Raw genomic sequence first — 14,394 nt, 5'->3', positions numbered from 1 at the left:
GGTCCGGGCGAGCCGGGAGGCGGTGCCGCCGTCGGTCCGGCGGTTCATGCGCCGGGCCCGGCGACGACGGCTGCGGGCCGCGCTGCCCTGGGCGGTGGCCGGCTGCCTGGCGGCCCTGGCCGCGGTCGGCTGGTGGGTGGTCTCGGCGACCTCGGTGTTCGGCGTGGACCAGGTCCGGGTCGCGGGGGCGGCGCTGGTGACCGAGTCGGAGGTACGGCAGGCCGCGCAGATTCCACAGGGGACCCCACTGGCCCGGGTGGATCTGGCCGCGGTGGCCGGCCGGGTCTCCGGCCTGGCCGCGGTGGAGCGGGCGGTGGCGAGCCGGGACTGGCCGGGTACGGTGGTGATCACCGTGGTGGAGCGGGTGCCGGCCGCCGTGGTGCCCCAGGACGACGCGTTCGTGGTGGTCGACGGGGCCGGGGTGGCCTTCCGGACACTGGCCACGCGCCCGGACGACCTGGCGGTCGTCCGGCTGGAGACGGCCGAGTTCGACCAGGCGCTGGTCCGCGACGCGGTCGCGGTGCTCGACTCGCTGACCGCCCAGCTGCGCGAGGTACTGGAGGAGATGGTGGTCAGTGGCCCGGCCGGGATCGAGCTGCGGCTCGCCGACGACCGGGTGGTGATCTGGGGTGACGCCACGGAGAACGCGGTCAAGGCCCGGGTCGCCGACGCGTTGCTGGTCCAGGACGGCAGCGTGATCGACGTCAGTGCCCCGGATGTGGTGACCATCCGCTGATCCGGCATGTCGTCTGGGTGATTTCAGGACGGCTCGGTGTAGAAGGTACATTACGGTCTGCCGAGACTGGCTCGGCCCGGCGCGGCCCGCGACACGCCCAGCATGGTCCTTGGATCACGCGGTACGTGCGCATACGTTGCCCGGAGAGGTTCAGTGGTTGACATAACCCTAAGCCTCTAGTAGAGGGTGAGGGTTCGTCCCGCTCTCGTGTACCGACGGGTCTGTCCTCCGTGGTCCCAGTGGGCCGGGTCAGGCCGGCGCCCGCCACTCTCGAAGGGAAGGCACCCCGATGACACCTCCGCACAACTACCTGGCGGTCATCAAGGTCGTCGGCATCGGCGGAGGCGGAGTCAACGCCGTCAACCGGATGATCGAGGTTGGCCTCAAGGGCGTCGAGTTCATCGCGATCAACACCGACGCCCAGGCGTTGCTGATGAGCGACGCCGACGTCAAGCTCGACGTCGGCCGGGAGCTGACCCGGGGGCTCGGTGCCGGGGCGAACCCGGACGTCGGCAAGAACGCCGCCGAGGACCACCGCGACGAGATCGAGGAGGTGCTCAAGGGCGCCGACATGGTCTTCGTCACCTGCGGTGAGGGCGGCGGTACCGGCACCGGCGGGGCGCCGGTGGTGGCCAACATCGCCCGCAAGCTCGGCGCTCTGACGATCGGTGTGGTCACCCGGCCGTTCTCCTTCGAGGGCAAGCGACGCCAGGTGCAGGCCGAGGCCGGCATCGAGGAGCTGCGTAACCAGTGCGACACGCTGATCGTCATCCCGAACGATCGGCTGCTGGCCCTCGGTGACCGGGGGATCAGCATGATGGACGCCTTCCGGCAGGCCGACCAGGTGCTGCTCTCCGGTGTCCAGGGCATCACCGACCTGATCACCACGCCCGGCCTGATCAACCTGGACTTCGCCGACGTCAAGAGCGTGATGAGCGGGGCCGGCAGCGCGCTGATGGGGATCGGCAGTGCCCGGGGCGAGAACCGGGCGGTCGAGGCGGCCGAGGCGGCGATCTCCAGCCCACTGCTGGAGCAGAGCATGGACGGTGCCCGGGGGGTGCTGCTCTCCATCGCCGGTGGCTCCGATCTCGGCCTATTCGAGATCAACGACGCGGCGCAACTGGTCACCGACGCGGCGCACGCCGACGCCAACATCATCTTCGGGGCGGTTATCGACGACGCGTTGGGCGACGAGGTGCGGGTCACCGTCATCGCGGCCGGCTTCGACGGTGGGGCTCCCGCGTACAAGCCGGCCGAGGGTCCGCGTAAGGTCCCGGCGGCACCGGTGTCGCCGGCCGCGCCGACCAGCCCGGCTGTCGCCCCGGCGCCTCAGACGCCGACCCAGCAGACCCGCCGGGTGCTCTTCGACGACGTCGACGTCCCGGACTTTCTCAAGAACGGCTCATGACGGTCGACACCGAACGACGACGTGCGGAACTGGCCGACCGGCTGACCGCCGTACGGTCCCGGCTTGCCGCCGCCACGGCGGCGGCGGGTCGGTCGGCGGACAGCGTCACGCTGATCGCGGTGACCAAGACCTATCCAGCCGCCGACGTGCGGCTGCTGGCCGAGCTCGGGGTCACCGACGTCGGCGAGAACCGGGACCAGGAGGCGGCGGCCAAGGTCGCCGAGCTGGCTGCGGGTCCGTCCGGTGGGCCGGGACTGCGCTGGCACTTCGTCGGCCAGTTGCAGCGCAACAAGTGCCGGTCGGTGGTGGGCTACGCGGACCTGGTGCACTCGGTGGACCGGGTGCCCCTGGCCCGAGCCCTGGCCGCCGCCGCCAGTGGGCGTGGCCGGGCGCTCGACGTGCTGGTCCAGGTCAGTCTGGACGGCGTGACGGGGCGTGGTGGCGCGGTGCCGGACTCGGCGGATGCGGTGACCGGCTTCTGGCCGGTGGTCGAGTGCGTCCTGGGCAAGTCCGATCTGCGACTCGCCGGGGTGATGGCAGTGGCTCCGCTCGACCAGTCGCCGGAGCCGGCGTTTGCCCGGCTGGCGGAGGTGTCTGCCCAGCTCAGAGCCGCCGCGCCGGAGGCCTGGATGGTCTCTGCCGGGATGAGCGCCGACCTGGAGGCGGCGGTGGACGCCGGCGCGACACATGTCCGTGTCGGAAGTGCGTTGCTCGGAAAGCGCCCAACGCTACGGTAGCCTGGCGGCGGATACCAAACTACATCAGTGTTGTTTGAGCCGGACTCCCCGTCGTCGGGGGTCGACGTCCGTGACCGCGCACCGGTCATGGCGGGGAGCCGGCTCGGACCGGTGGGCACTGCAGTGTTCACGCGCGACAGTGGCACGGCGGGGGCGCGTGCCGCACGGCGGACGGAGGGGCGCGGCATGGGTGCACTGCGCAAAGCGGGGGTTTGGCTAGGCCTGGTCGAGGAGGACGACGACCAGGGCTACGACGACGGCTACGACAAGGGTAGCTACCGAGAGTCGCGCTATCGTGACAGTAGGTATGCTGATGAGTTCGCTGACGACGAGGAGCCGGACGACCCGCCACCACGCGCGCGGCCACCGGTGGAGCGGCTGCGGCCGTCGGAGCGGCTGCAGGCCCGGGCCGCTGAGCGGGAGCACCGGGCCGCTGAGCGGGAGCACCGGGCCGCTGAGCGGGAGCACCGGGGTCCGGATCCGGACCGGGGCGAGCGCGCCAGTGTGCGATCGATCACCCGGGCCGGTGCCGAGGCTGCGTCGGCCAGCTACCCGACCAGGGACAACCTGGCTCTTGCGCCGCAGCCTGCGGTGCGGGAGCGGATGGTCGTCGCCGAGGAGGAGCAGCGGTACCAGATCACCACGCTGCACCCGACCACCTACCGGGAGGCCCGGACGATCGGGGAGCACTTCCGCGACGGCACGCCGGTGATCATCAACCTCACCGAGATGGATGAGGCAGACGCCCGCCGTCTGGTTGATTTCGCTGCCGGTCTGGCGTTCGGTCTGCGCGGTACGATCGAACGCGTCACCAACCGGGTGTTTCTGCTCTCACCGGCCAACGTCCAGGTCACCGCGGAGGACAAGGCCAAGATAGCCGAGGGTGGATTTTTCAGCCTGGGCTAGCCCTGACCTGAGGATCTCGCCTGCCGTGTTGTCGATCTTGTTCCAAGTCCTGTATCTGCTGTTGTATGTCTTTCTGCTCACCCTGTTGGCGAGGTTTGTCCTGAGCGCGGTGCTTCAGTACGGTCGACGCTGGCAACCCGGTCGGGGTGCCGCAGCCGGATTGGAATCGGTGTGGAGCGTCACTGATCCCCCCCTTAAGGCGTTGAGGCGGGTGATCCCACCACTGCGAATTGGTACCGTGAGCTTCGACCTGGCCTCCCTTGTGCTCCTGGTTATCCTGTTCGTGCTGATCACGTTCGTGGTGGAGCCGCTGATCAGGGCAACCAACTGACCGGCGCGCTACGCGGCCGCAACTGACCCGAGGAGTTTCGATGCCGCTAACCCCGGCCGACGTCCACAACGTCGCCTTCAAGAAGCCTCCGATCGGCAAGCGGGGGTACGACGAGGAGGAGGTCGACGCCTTCCTGGACGAGGTCGAGCGTGAGCTCGCCCGTCTGATCGAGGAGAACAACGAGCTACGCGCCCAGGTGGAGCGCGGCGGCCGTGGCGGGCCGGCGGGCCCGGGCGCCGACCCGCGTCTCGCGGCGGAGCTCAACGACATGAAGGCCCAGCTCGACCGCGTACAGCGGGACAAGGCCGCCGCCGAGCAGGCCGCCCGTGCCATGCAGGCCGAGCTGGAGCAGGTCAGGTCGGCCGGTGGCCCGGCCGTCGGTGGCGGCGGCGACGGCGAGCAGCAGGCGCTGCGGGTGCTGATGATGGCCCAGCGGACGGCGGACGACCACGTCTCCGACGCCCGCCGGGAAGCGGACAAGCTGCTTACCGACGCCCGCACCAAGGCCGAGGAGGTCACCCGCGAGGCGCGGGCCAAGGCCGACGCGCTGGAGCGGGACGCGCGACAGCGCCACCAGGAGGCGATGGGTGGCCTGGACGCCAAGCGCACCGCGCTGCAGAAGCACATCGAGGAGCTCAAGCAGTTCGAGCGGGAGTACCGCACCCGGCTCAAGGCGTACCTGGAGAGCCAGCTGCGCGACCTGGACGGTCGCGGGCAGGGCCTCGAGGCCGAGATGGGGCGGGTCGAGGGCGGTCGCTCCGCTTCGGGCGGTGGTGGTCTGGCGACCGCCGGCCTGGCCAGCTCCTACGGCGGTGGCCGGTCCGGTGCGCTGGAGGCCGGCCGCTGAGGCCGAGCCTCTCGCGGGGGGTACGTCAGCAACGATGCGGCGGGGGTGAGCCGTGATAGTGGCAAGTCTGGTGCTCATCCTCGTCGCCGTCACCCTGCTTGTGCTCGGCCTGGCGAGCGGGTCCAGCCTGCTGCTGGTCGGCTCGATCGTCGCCAGTCTGCTCGCGGCGGTTGCTCTCGTGGTCGGTGCCAGGCAGGCCGCTGCGGCCCGAGCAGGGGACGGACGCGTCGGCTCGGTCGACCCGGAGCCGCTGTCCCGTCCGGAGTTCGGCGTTGACCCCGATCCGGTACAGGGGGCCGGTCAATGGTCATCCGCCGCGCCGGTCGGTCGGCAGCCGACCGATCCGGCCGATGACCATCTCGGCGGCGGGGCGGCCGACGACGACCCGCCCGACGAGCCAGCGGTCGAGGAGACGGGTGAGACCGATCACGCCCGGCTCGCCGGGCTCGATGCCGAAGTGATCGTGGTCGACGGACGGCCTCGTTACCACCTGGCGAGCTGCCTGTATCTGGTGGCCAGGGACGGTGAGCCGCTGCCGGTGCGCGAGGCCCTGGAGCTCGGATTCACGCCTTGTGGGCTCTGCCAGCCGAACCGGACCCTGCTGGCCGAGTCCGGCCGCGTCTGAACAGGCGGCGTTCGGTTCATGTCCCGTTCGAGCAGCCGCCGGCCCACCCGGCCGGCCGCCGGTGCCGGCGGGCGTCCGGAGACCGACCTGGTGGTCGCCGTCCGGGTCAAGCCCGGCGCCTCCCGGGCCCGGATCGGTGGTTGCCACCCCGGCTCACAGGGACCAGCGCTGGTCGTCGCGGTCACTGCCCCGGCGGTGGACGGTCGTGCGACGGAGGCGGCCCGGCATGCGCTCGCGGCTGCGCTCGAGGTGCCTACCCGGCGGATCACGCTACGGGCGGGTGCCGCCAGTCGGGACAAGCTGTTCAAGGTGGACACCGTGACCGCCGACGAGGCTGAGGTGCTGGACGCTCGGCTGCGACGTCTGCGGGACGGCTGAAGACGTCTGCGGGACGGATGAAACGGCCGAGCGCCGACACCTCGACCACGTCGTGCGCTTCCTCGATGAGGCCCGGCGAATGTCCTTCTTGGGTGATATGCCGGCCTGTGCCCCGCCACCGTCCCCTGCCGCTCAAGCTGGCCAGTCAAATCGGTGCATCACCGGACGAAAGCTGTGCCATTGTTGTCGGATGTCTTCACGTTCCGTATCCTTGCGAATCTCCGGAGTGTGCAACGGACCCGTTGTACGCCCGTTTTGTGCTTTGGGGGCAGCATGGCCGAGCTGACGGAAGCGAGGCGCCGCACGGGTCGGGTGACCCCGTCCACGACGCCGCGCCGCGTACCGTCCGGCCTGCCGACGCCGGAGGATCCCGTACAGGCACTGCCGATCGCCGCGGGTGACGCGGCCGAGGGAGCGACGATGGCGAAGCCAGCCGACACGAAGACCGCCGCCCGCGGACGAGTGGCCCGGGCACCGCGCAGCGCGGCCGAGACCACCAAGATCCAGATTGCCCTGCAGGCCCGTCGGGACGAGTTGCGAGCCGAGTATGATCAGACGCTGAGCGAGATCACCGAGCTGCAGCGGGAACGGCTGACCGACTCGGCCGGCGACGACCAGGCCGACACCGGCACCAAGACGTTCGAGCGGGAGCAGGAGATTTCCCTCGCCAGGAGCATCCTGGACCGCATCAACCAGGTGGAGCGGGCGCTGGAGCGGCTGGACGAGGGCAACTACGGCTGGTGTGAGCGGTGCGGCACGGACATTCCGGTCGAGCGGCTCGCCGCCTTCCCCTCGGCCACCCTCTGCGTGTCCTGCAAGCAGATCGAGGAGCGGCGCTAGCCGGGCGGTGACGGGCCCGACGTGGGCGAGCCGCTCCACTGAGAAGGGAGAGGCGTCTGTCCGCCGACAGCGATCCGCGCCCGGACGTTCCGAACGCCGGTGGCGACGCCCCGCCAGCACCTGGGGGCGATGGCACGCCCGTCACCGGCTCGCCGGTGACGGGCACCGGCCGACGTGCGCTGTGGGTCTTCGCCCTGGTCGCGGCGGCGGCACTGCTCGTCGACCTCGGCGCGAAACAGTGGGCGATCAGCGCCCTCACCGACCGGGAACCGGTCCGCCTGCTGGGTGGTGCCCTCTACCTGACGCTGATCCGCAACAGTGGTGCGGCGTTCAGCCTCGGATCCGACTACACCTGGATATTCCCGCTGGTCACCGTGGCGGTCGTCGGCTGGATCGGCTGGTTGACCAGAGGGCTGCGGTCGCTGCCCTGGGCGGTGGCGCTCGGGCTGATCCTCGGTGGGGCGCTCGGCAACTTCCTGGACCGGATGTTCCGCGCCCCCGGACCCCTCCTCGGCCACGTGGTGGACATGTTCAGCGTCTTCCACCCGTACGGCCAGGTCTTCCCGATCTTCAATGTGGCCGACAGCGCGTTGGTCGTCGGCGTACTCCTCGCCGTACTGCTGGAACTGACCGGCCGACAGCGCGACGGCCGCCGGCTGTCCGGAAAGGTGGACCGTTGACCACACCTGCCCGCCATGGGGAGCGACGGTCGCTGCCGGTGCCCGATGGGCTCGACGGCACCCGGCTCGATCAGGCTGTCTCCCGGCTGTTCGGACTGTCCCGCACCGCGGCCGCCGCGCTGGTGGAGTCCGGCGACGCCGAGGTGGACGGGGTCACCCGGCACAAGTCCGACCGGGTGAGTGCCGGCGCCTGGCTGGAGGTGGTCCTGCCGGCGCCCGTCACGGCTCCGGTGGTGATCGCCCAACCGGTCGACGGACTGCGGGTCGAGTACGCCGACGAGGACATCGTCGTGGTGGACAAGCCGGTGGGCGTGGCGGCGCACCCGAGCCCCGGGTGGACCGGCCCGACCGTGCTGGCCGGTCTGGCGGCGGCCGGTCACACCATCGCGACCAGTGGCGCGGCCGAACGCCAGGGCATCGTGCACCGGCTCGACGTCGGCACCAGCGGCCTGATGGTGGTGGCCAAGAGCGAGCACGCGTACTCGGTGCTCAAACGCGCGTTCAAGGAACGCGAGGTGGACAAGCGCTATCACGCCGTCGTGCAGGGGCACCTCGACCCGCTGCGCGGGACCATCGACGCCCCGATCGACCGCCATCCCACCCACGACTACCGGTGGGCGGTGGTCTCGGGTGGCAAGCCGAGCGTCACCCACTACGAGACGGTCGAGGCCTTCCCTGCCGCCAGTCTGGTCGACATCCGCCTGGAGACCGGCCGTACCCACCAGATCCGGGTGCACTTCTCCGCGCTGCGGCACCCGTGCGTAGGTGACCTGACGTACGGTGCGGATCCGACACTCGCCGTCCGACTCGGACTGACCCGCCAGTGGTTGCATGCCCGTGCGCTCAGTTTCCTACACCCCCGTACGGCGGAGGAAGTTCGCTTCCACAGCGACTACCCTGACGACTTGAAGCGTGCCCTGGCCGTGCTCGGCGATTGAGAGCCGGCGAACACGCGGTCACTCAGCGTCCACCCGCCATCGGGGAAGGGGAGTCGCCCGTGCGTGCCGGCGACCTGTTGCGGCGAATCGACCGACGGCTGCTGCCGGTCCTGCTGGACGCCGCCGTCCGGCTCGCGCAGCGACCGGTCCGTCCCCAGTTGCTCGCCGGGGTGGCCGGGGTGTCGATCAGCGCGGTGCTGGTCGCCGCCGTCTGGGCGGTGGATCACGACGACGGCGCCGTTCGCGCGGTGGACGACGTCGTGCAGGTGGGAGTAGCCGAGGGTGAGTCCATACCGGACTACCTCCGGGCGGTACGCGGCGAGCTGGCCACCTTGCCGGAGGGTCCGGCACCTGCCGGGTCGACCGGCGACAACTACGCCCTGGCAACCTTCAACGGGTATCTGGCACCCGACCGGCTCGCCGCTGTCCTGTCCGGAGTGTCTGCCGTGGAGGTGTACACCCGGGTTCCGCTGGGACGGGAGAAGACCCAGGTGATCCGGATGCCGGCCTTTCAGCTGCCCGAGGACGTGCTGACCGGGATGGAACAGGTCGCCGAGCGCAAGAGCAGGCAGGCGACCGACTACCGACGCCGGGTCGCCGAACTCGGCCGGGCAGCCGATCTTGACCAGTGGCTGGCCTACGACAAGGGCGCCCGGGTGGCCACCGCCGAGGCCGCCGCCTACCGTGACCATTGCGCCTGCGTGTTCGCGGCGGTGGTGCAGGGCGTCCCGGTCGATCTGCGCAGGCTGGCCCGCCTGGCCGAGATCCGGGTCGTCGATCCGGCGCCCGAGGTCCGCCGCCTGGACCGGGCGGTGTTCCTGCCTCCGCTACCTGAGTACGACGAGGTGGTGCCGGTCGGCGACGCCGCGCTCACCAGCAGCGGGTTGCCGTTCGATGTTCCGGCCGCCGAGCCGGGCGGTGCGGCCGACACCAAGGTCGACGGCGGCCCGACCAGTGTTGCTCCGGCGACCGACGGCGACCCGGACGCGGGGTCAGCTGGGCGGACCAGTTCCGCACCCGACCGTGAGTCCACCCCGGGCAGCGCCGATTCCGCCCCGGACGCCGACGACGGCGGCCGGGACGGTGTCGACACGTCGCCGGTCGGTCCGGGAAACCCGGCAGGTAGGGCTGACCCGTCGCCGGCGGGGTCGGGGCGCCCGACCCCGGCCCCGGCGGGCCGGTCGACCAACGGGCCGGGCCGTCCGGCCGCGACGGCTGGCACGCCGTCCGGCTGTACCCCGTCACCGACCGGCGCGTCGCCGGCCACCGGCGGACCGCCGGTCTGCCCGGGGCACCCCACCGGTGAATCTTGGTAGCGGGCCGGTATCGACCACCGGTGTCCCGGTTCCGTACGCTACCCCCGGTGCCGCCACGCTCCTCGTCGGGTGACGGCTGCGGTGACCGGACCGGGGGAGTCCGGTAGAGATGGCCGGTCGGGCCGAACAACGGGCCTTTGGCGGTGTGGCCTGAACAGGTCTAGCTTCGTAGCCTGTCAGGCGGGGACCGATAGCGCTGGGAGGGCGAGCCGTGGAGGGCACCGAGTCCGGCTGGGGCCGGCCTGCCGAACCAGCGCCGCGCTGGCGCGCGCTGCTCGACCGGGCACGCCTCGGTGGCCGTACCGGTGAGCAGCCTGAGGTGGCGGACCCCAACGGGGCGGCGCCCCGGTCGCGGGAGAATGGTCGCGGCACGGCCCAGGTGCCCAACGGCATCGCGCAGGTGCCGGGTCACCATCCGGAGCCGGGGCATTCCACCGGTGGCAGTTGGATGGGCGACTCCGGCCATCCGGCCGGTCCCGGTCACCCCTCGACCCTCGGCCACCCCGGCTATCCCGCCGATCCGGCTGATCATGGCTATCCGGCCGACCAGGGACCGCCGGCGCCGGCCGCCGGACGGTACGCCGCCCTGGCGCCGCCGCCGGCTCCGGCCGCCCCGGGTGGCTACCCGCCCGGCTATCCGGTGATGCCCGGCCACCCTGCGGACCGGGCCGCTCGGCCGGTGCGCCCGAGTGTGCCGCCACCATCGGAACAGGGCTTCCCGGGCGGCCCCGAGGTCGGCGGCTACCCGCCGGCCGCCGAGCCGCCGCGCCGGGGCGGACCTGGGCCGGGGCCGGGGTACCCGCCGGGCCCGGACGGCGGTGGCGGATACCCGGCACGGATCGAGTGGCGGGAGAGCCGGCCCGACGCGGAGGTCGACCGGGCCACCGGCATCCTGCGTCGCAACCTCGGCATACCGCGGGTGCTGGCGTTCGCCAATCCGAAGGGCGGGGTGCACAAGACGACGGCGACCGTGCTCGCTGCGGCGACGATCGGTAGCGTCCGTGGCCGTGGGGTGCTCGCCTGGGACGACAACGAACTGCGCGGCACGCTCGGACTGCGGGCCGGCAGCGCCCGTCATGCCCGGACCATCCGCCATCTGATCTCCGATCTGGTGGAGATCGAGGGCTCGCACGGCTACGAGCTGACCGACCGGCTCGACGACTACCTCCGGCACGCCTCCGACGGCTCGTACGACGTACTCGCCGGTGAGGAGAGCCCTCGGTTCGCGCAGCGGCTCGACCCGCACACCGTCCGGCGGGTGCTGGAGCTGCTCCGCCGGACCCACGACGTGATCTGTGTGGACACCGGCAACAACGTGGAGAGCGCCAACTGGCAGACCGTCCTGCAGGCCGCCGATCAGCTGGTGGTCACCTGCGTGCCCCGGGAGGACGCGGCGTTCACCGCGGACTGGATGCTGGACCTGCTGGACGATGTCGGCATGGGCGACCTGGTGCGCAACGCGGTGACCTTGCTGTCCTGCCCGAGTCCGGGGCCGATGCCGTTGCTCGACGACCTGCGCCGGCACTTCGCCACCCGGACCCGGGCGGTGGCCGTGGTGCCCTACGACCCGGCCCTGGAAACCGGGTCGTCGATCGAGTACGTGCAGTTGCAGCCGGAGACGCGGCAGGCGTGGCTGCAGGCGGCCGCGATGATGCTGGAGCCGTTCGTCCGCTGAGTCCGGGCCCGTCCCGCTGGCCCCTGGTCAGTCCGCTGGCACCCGGTCGGCTGTCGGCTGGCAGCCGTGCGCCACACCCCAGCGGGAGCACCGGCCGTCCGGGTCGGGCGTCGTGTGTGCGATCCACGCGAAGTAGCCGGCGTGGTTGGTCCGCTCGTCGGGCATGTACCGGTCGACGGTGGCGGACCCGGCGGAGGCGAGCACGAACAGCAGCGGCACGAGCAGCAACCCGACCGGTACGGTCGGCTCCCGGCCCGGGGCGGCGGCGCCGGTGCGGCCGCGCCAGTGCTGGACGGCGAGCAGCACACCGAATCCGGTGAGGATCAGCAGGCAGTAGAGCACCACTGCGGTGGTCCGCGGATACAGCCGTACGGTCTGGGTCTCCCACTGCTCGCTGGCCAGCCACATCCGCAGGAACCAGGCACTGGCCGCGCACGCGCCGAGGGCGATCACGATGCTGCGCCGCCAGGCCAGCGCGAGGGCCAGCCCGAGCCCGGCGGCGAGCAGCAGGGTGAACAGTCCGACCCCGCCGAGTTCGCCGACCGGCGGCCAGACCGGGCCGACGTCGGCCGGCCGGTCGTTGCGCCACATCGCGATGTACGCCGGCTCGGTGTCGGTGTCGAAATAGAAGTAGTCGTCGGAGGTGCCGCCGGTCGGGGCGAGCAGGCCGCGCAGATGCACCCATCCGACCAGCACGAAGCTGACCAGGGTTGCGCCGCCGAGCAGTAGGATCGACCGCCAGCCGGCCCGCCACGGGGCGGCCAGCGCGACGGCCACCAGCATGCCGCCGGCGCACCAGACGAACCATCCGGAGTAGAGCAGGAAGAGCAGCCCGAGTCCGACCCCGGCCACCGCACCGGCCAGCAGCGCCCGGCGGTCGGTCATCCGGTCGGCCCGGCGGACCGTCGACAGGAATCTCACCAGTACCGGGATCAGCATCACCAGGGTGATCTGCGGGTACGGCTTGACCGGTTCGATCATCGGCAGCATCGCCAGCACCCCGACGGTCACCGCCCAGAGCGGACGCAGCACCAGTCGCCAGGCCAGATAGGCGGCCGGGCCGAACAGAGCCGTACCGGCCAGTTGGAGGTCCTTGAGGGCGAGGACGTGCGGCTGGTCGGTCAACCGCGCCCAGGCCCCGATCACCCAGAAGACGACTGGTGGGTAGTGGTCGGATATGTCCTGCCCGGACCACAACGCGGCGGTCCACTCGAGGATCCACTGGTAGTCGCCGCCGCCGGCCCACAGCGGCAGCCGGGTGCCGCGCAGTGCCACCGCGATCCCACCGGCGACGAGCCCGGTGGCGAGCCCGGCGACTGCGGCGCAGCCGGCCCGGACGACGTACGGCCGGTGCGCAGCGGCGAGCAGCCGGTGCATCAGCACCATCGCAACGACCAGCACGCCGGCCAGCACCGCGAACCGGAGCTGGAGTGCTGCCAGACCGCTCACCTGCCCTTTCCGGTCCAGTGGATCGACATCTATGTCTTTGCTCCAGGCCAGGAACCCGAACGCGGCACCGATGCTGACCAGCGTCTCGACGCCGATGCCGGCCAACCTGGAGCGAAATGTGGGTATCTGTCTGGCTGTGTTCACACAGAGACGGTAAACCCTCGCTGACAGTGTTGTCGGGTGGAGCTCGTACTCTCCTGGGAGTGTCGTGAGTCGGGGGCGAGTGAAAGTCGTGCCGGCCGTGCGGCTGCGGTCCCCGCGCGCCTCGGTGCGGGGCCGCTGGCGACACGATAGGGTTCGCTGGTCGTGCCGGGACGGGAGAAGGGGGCCGGGTCGGTGTCCGATAGTTTTGTGCACCTGCACGTGCACACAGAGTATTCGATGCTCGATGGAGCGGCCCGGTTGAAGGAACTGTTCGCCGAGGCCAACCGTCTGGAAATGCCGGCCCTGGCGATGACCGACCACGGCAATCTTTTCGGCGCGTACGACTTCTTCAAGCAGGCGACCGGCGCCGGGGTGAAACCGATCATCGGGTTGGAGGCATATCTCACACCCGGGACGGACCGTCGGGACCGGACCCGGGTACGGTGGGCCGACGGCGGAGAGAACGACGTCTCCGGTGGTGGCGCGTACACCCACATGACGATGCTGGCGGCGGACGCGGACGGCCTGCGTAACCTGTTCCGGCTGGGCTCGCGGGCGAGCCTGGAGGGGTACTTCTACAAGCCGCGTGCGGACCGGGAACTGCTGAACGAGTACGGCAAGGGGATCATCGCGACCACGGGGTGCCCGTCCGGTGAGGTCCAGACCTGGTTGCGGATCGGTGACTTCGAGAAGGCGTGCGCGTCGGCGGCCGAATTCCGCGACATTTTCGGTGCCGACAATTTCTACCTGGAGCTGATGGATCACGGACTGGGTATCGAGACCCGGGTCCGGGACGATCTGATCCGGCTCGGTAAGCGGTTGAATCTCAAACCGGTCGCAACCAATGATCTGCACTACACCCATGAACGCGACGCGGACGCGCACGAGGTGCTGCTGTGCGTACAGTCCGGTTCGACGATGGCGGACCCGAAACGGTTCAAGTTCGACGCCCGCGACTTCTATCTCAAATCCGCGGCGGACATGCGGAAACTGTGGGACGCCGAAGTGCCGGGGGCATGTGACAACACCCTCGAGATCGCCGAGAAGATCGGCGACTATTCGGCCCTGTTTTCGTCGCGGGACCTGATGCCGCAGTTCCCGGTACCGGCCGGGGAGACCGAGGAGTCGTTCCTGCGGGCCGAGGTGCTGCGCGGGCTGGAGCGCCGCTTCCCGGGTGGGGTGCCCGACGGGCACCGCCGGCAGGCCGAGTACGAGCTCGACGTGATCCTCAAGATGGGTTTCCCGGGTTACTTCCTGGTGACCGCGGACCTGGTGCACTACGCCAAGCGGGAAGGGATCCGGGTCGGTCCGGGCCGTGGTTCGGCGGCCGGGGCGCTGATCGCGTACGCCCTGGGCATCACCGAGCTGGACCCGATCCCGCACG

At 71.0% G+C, this 14,394-nt stretch carries 15 protein-coding genes; 14 read left to right on the top strand and 1 reads right to left on the bottom strand.

The annotated features are described in order from the left end of the window. From ACXAHD_RS27145 to ACXAHD_RS27085, 13 genes are all read left to right on the top strand, one after another. Positions 1-736 (top strand): cell division protein FtsQ/DivIB (locus tag ACXAHD_RS27145; protein ID WP_475054116.1); only part of this gene is annotated, 736 nt, incomplete at its 5' end. Positions 737-1,025: 289 nt separating this feature from the next. Further along, positions 1,026-2,144 (top strand): cell division protein FtsZ, encoded by a 1,119-nt coding sequence (gene ftsZ / locus ACXAHD_RS27140; RefSeq protein WP_278170190.1) that lies wholly within the window; start codon positions 1,026-1,028, stop codon positions 2,142-2,144. Next, on the top strand, positions 2,141-2,881 hold the full coding sequence (locus tag ACXAHD_RS27135) for a YggS family pyridoxal phosphate-dependent enzyme (protein WP_281550594.1): 741 nt from the start codon (positions 2,141-2,143) through the stop codon (positions 2,879-2,881). Before ftsZ ends, ACXAHD_RS27135 begins: the two co-directional genes overlap by 4 nt. A 186-nt stretch (positions 2,882-3,067) precedes the next feature. Next, on the top strand, positions 3,068-3,787 hold the full coding sequence (locus ACXAHD_RS27130; RefSeq protein WP_475054112.1) for a cell division protein SepF: 720 nt from the start codon (positions 3,068-3,070) through the stop codon (positions 3,785-3,787). 25 nt (positions 3,788-3,812) lie between these two features. Continuing rightward, positions 3,813-4,118 (top strand): YggT family protein, encoded by a 306-nt coding sequence (locus ACXAHD_RS27125; RefSeq protein ID WP_123602596.1) that lies wholly within the window; start codon positions 3,813-3,815, stop codon positions 4,116-4,118. A gap of 40 nt (positions 4,119-4,158) precedes the next feature. Continuing rightward, on the top strand, positions 4,159-4,965 hold the full coding sequence (locus ACXAHD_RS27120; protein ID WP_281550592.1) for a DivIVA domain-containing protein: 807 nt from the start codon (positions 4,159-4,161) through the stop codon (positions 4,963-4,965). A 52-nt stretch (positions 4,966-5,017) separates the two neighbouring features. After that, positions 5,018-5,590 (top strand): hypothetical protein, encoded by a 573-nt coding sequence (locus ACXAHD_RS27115; RefSeq protein WP_475054110.1) that lies wholly within the window; start codon positions 5,018-5,020, stop codon positions 5,588-5,590. Positions 5,591-5,608: 18 nt separating this feature from the next. Continuing rightward, positions 5,609-5,968, top strand: a complete 360-nt coding sequence (locus ACXAHD_RS27110) for a DUF167 domain-containing protein (protein WP_281550590.1) — start codon at positions 5,609-5,611, stop codon at positions 5,966-5,968. 420 nt (positions 5,969-6,388) lie between these two features. Continuing rightward, the gene (locus ACXAHD_RS27105; protein ID WP_281555627.1) at positions 6,389-6,808 is read left to right on the top strand and encodes a TraR/DksA family transcriptional regulator; all 420 of its coding nucleotides are present in this window, start codon (positions 6,389-6,391) and stop codon (positions 6,806-6,808) included. Between the two features lie 56 nt (positions 6,809-6,864). Beyond that, positions 6,865-7,488 carry a signal peptidase II gene (gene lspA, locus ACXAHD_RS27100; protein WP_475054119.1) on the top strand — a complete coding sequence of 208 codons (624 nt, stop codon included), beginning with the start codon at positions 6,865-6,867 and terminating at the stop codon, positions 7,486-7,488. Next, positions 7,485-8,426 (top strand): RluA family pseudouridine synthase, encoded by a 942-nt coding sequence (locus ACXAHD_RS27095; protein ID WP_281550588.1) that lies wholly within the window; start codon positions 7,485-7,487, stop codon positions 8,424-8,426. Before lspA ends, ACXAHD_RS27095 begins: the two co-directional genes overlap by 4 nt. 59 nt (positions 8,427-8,485) lie before the next feature. Next, positions 8,486-9,742 carry a hypothetical protein gene (locus tag ACXAHD_RS27090; RefSeq protein ID WP_475054107.1) on the top strand — a complete coding sequence of 419 codons (1,257 nt, stop codon included), beginning with the start codon at positions 8,486-8,488 and terminating at the stop codon, positions 9,740-9,742. Between the two features lie 190 nt (positions 9,743-9,932). Then, entirely contained in the window at positions 9,933-11,417 is a 1,485-nt protein-coding gene (locus ACXAHD_RS27085) for an AAA family ATPase (RefSeq protein ID WP_281555626.1), read from the top strand. Positions 11,418-11,444: 27 nt separating this feature from the next. Here the strand turns inward: ACXAHD_RS27085 and ACXAHD_RS27080 are convergent, their stop codons facing one another. Further along, a complete protein-coding gene (locus ACXAHD_RS27080) occupies positions 11,445-13,010 on the bottom strand; it encodes a hypothetical protein (protein WP_281550586.1) in 1,566 nt (521 codons plus the stop codon). A gap of 192 nt (positions 13,011-13,202) precedes the next feature. Between ACXAHD_RS27080 and dnaE the strand changes: the two genes are divergently transcribed. After that, positions 13,203-14,394 (top strand): DNA polymerase III subunit alpha (gene dnaE, locus ACXAHD_RS27075; protein ID WP_475054102.1); only part of this gene is annotated, 1,192 nt, incomplete at its 3' end.

The sequence above is a fragment of the Micromonospora sp. ABR4_055 genome, from assembly GCF_056160425.1.
This window is presented reverse-complemented; position numbering and strand designations above follow the sequence as displayed.

Excerpts from the sequence above, each read along its gene's own strand:
- ftsZ (WP_278170190.1), top strand. The coding sequence starts at position 1,026 with ATGACACCTCCGCACAACTACCTGGCGGTCATCAAGGTCGTCGGCATC.
- ACXAHD_RS27135 (WP_281550594.1), top strand. The coding sequence starts at position 2,141 with ATGACGGTCGACACCGAACGACGACGTGCGGAACTGGCCGACCGGCTG.
- ACXAHD_RS27130 (WP_475054112.1), top strand. The coding sequence starts at position 3,068 with ATGGGTGCACTGCGCAAAGCGGGGGTTTGGCTAGGCCTGGTCGAGGAG.
- ACXAHD_RS27120 (WP_281550592.1), top strand. The coding sequence starts at position 4,159 with ATGCCGCTAACCCCGGCCGACGTCCACAACGTCGCCTTCAAGAAGCCT.
- ACXAHD_RS27110 (WP_281550590.1), top strand. The coding sequence starts at position 5,609 with ATGTCCCGTTCGAGCAGCCGCCGGCCCACCCGGCCGGCCGCCGGTGCC.
- ACXAHD_RS27105 (WP_281555627.1), top strand. The coding sequence starts at position 6,389 with ATGGCGAAGCCAGCCGACACGAAGACCGCCGCCCGCGGACGAGTGGCC.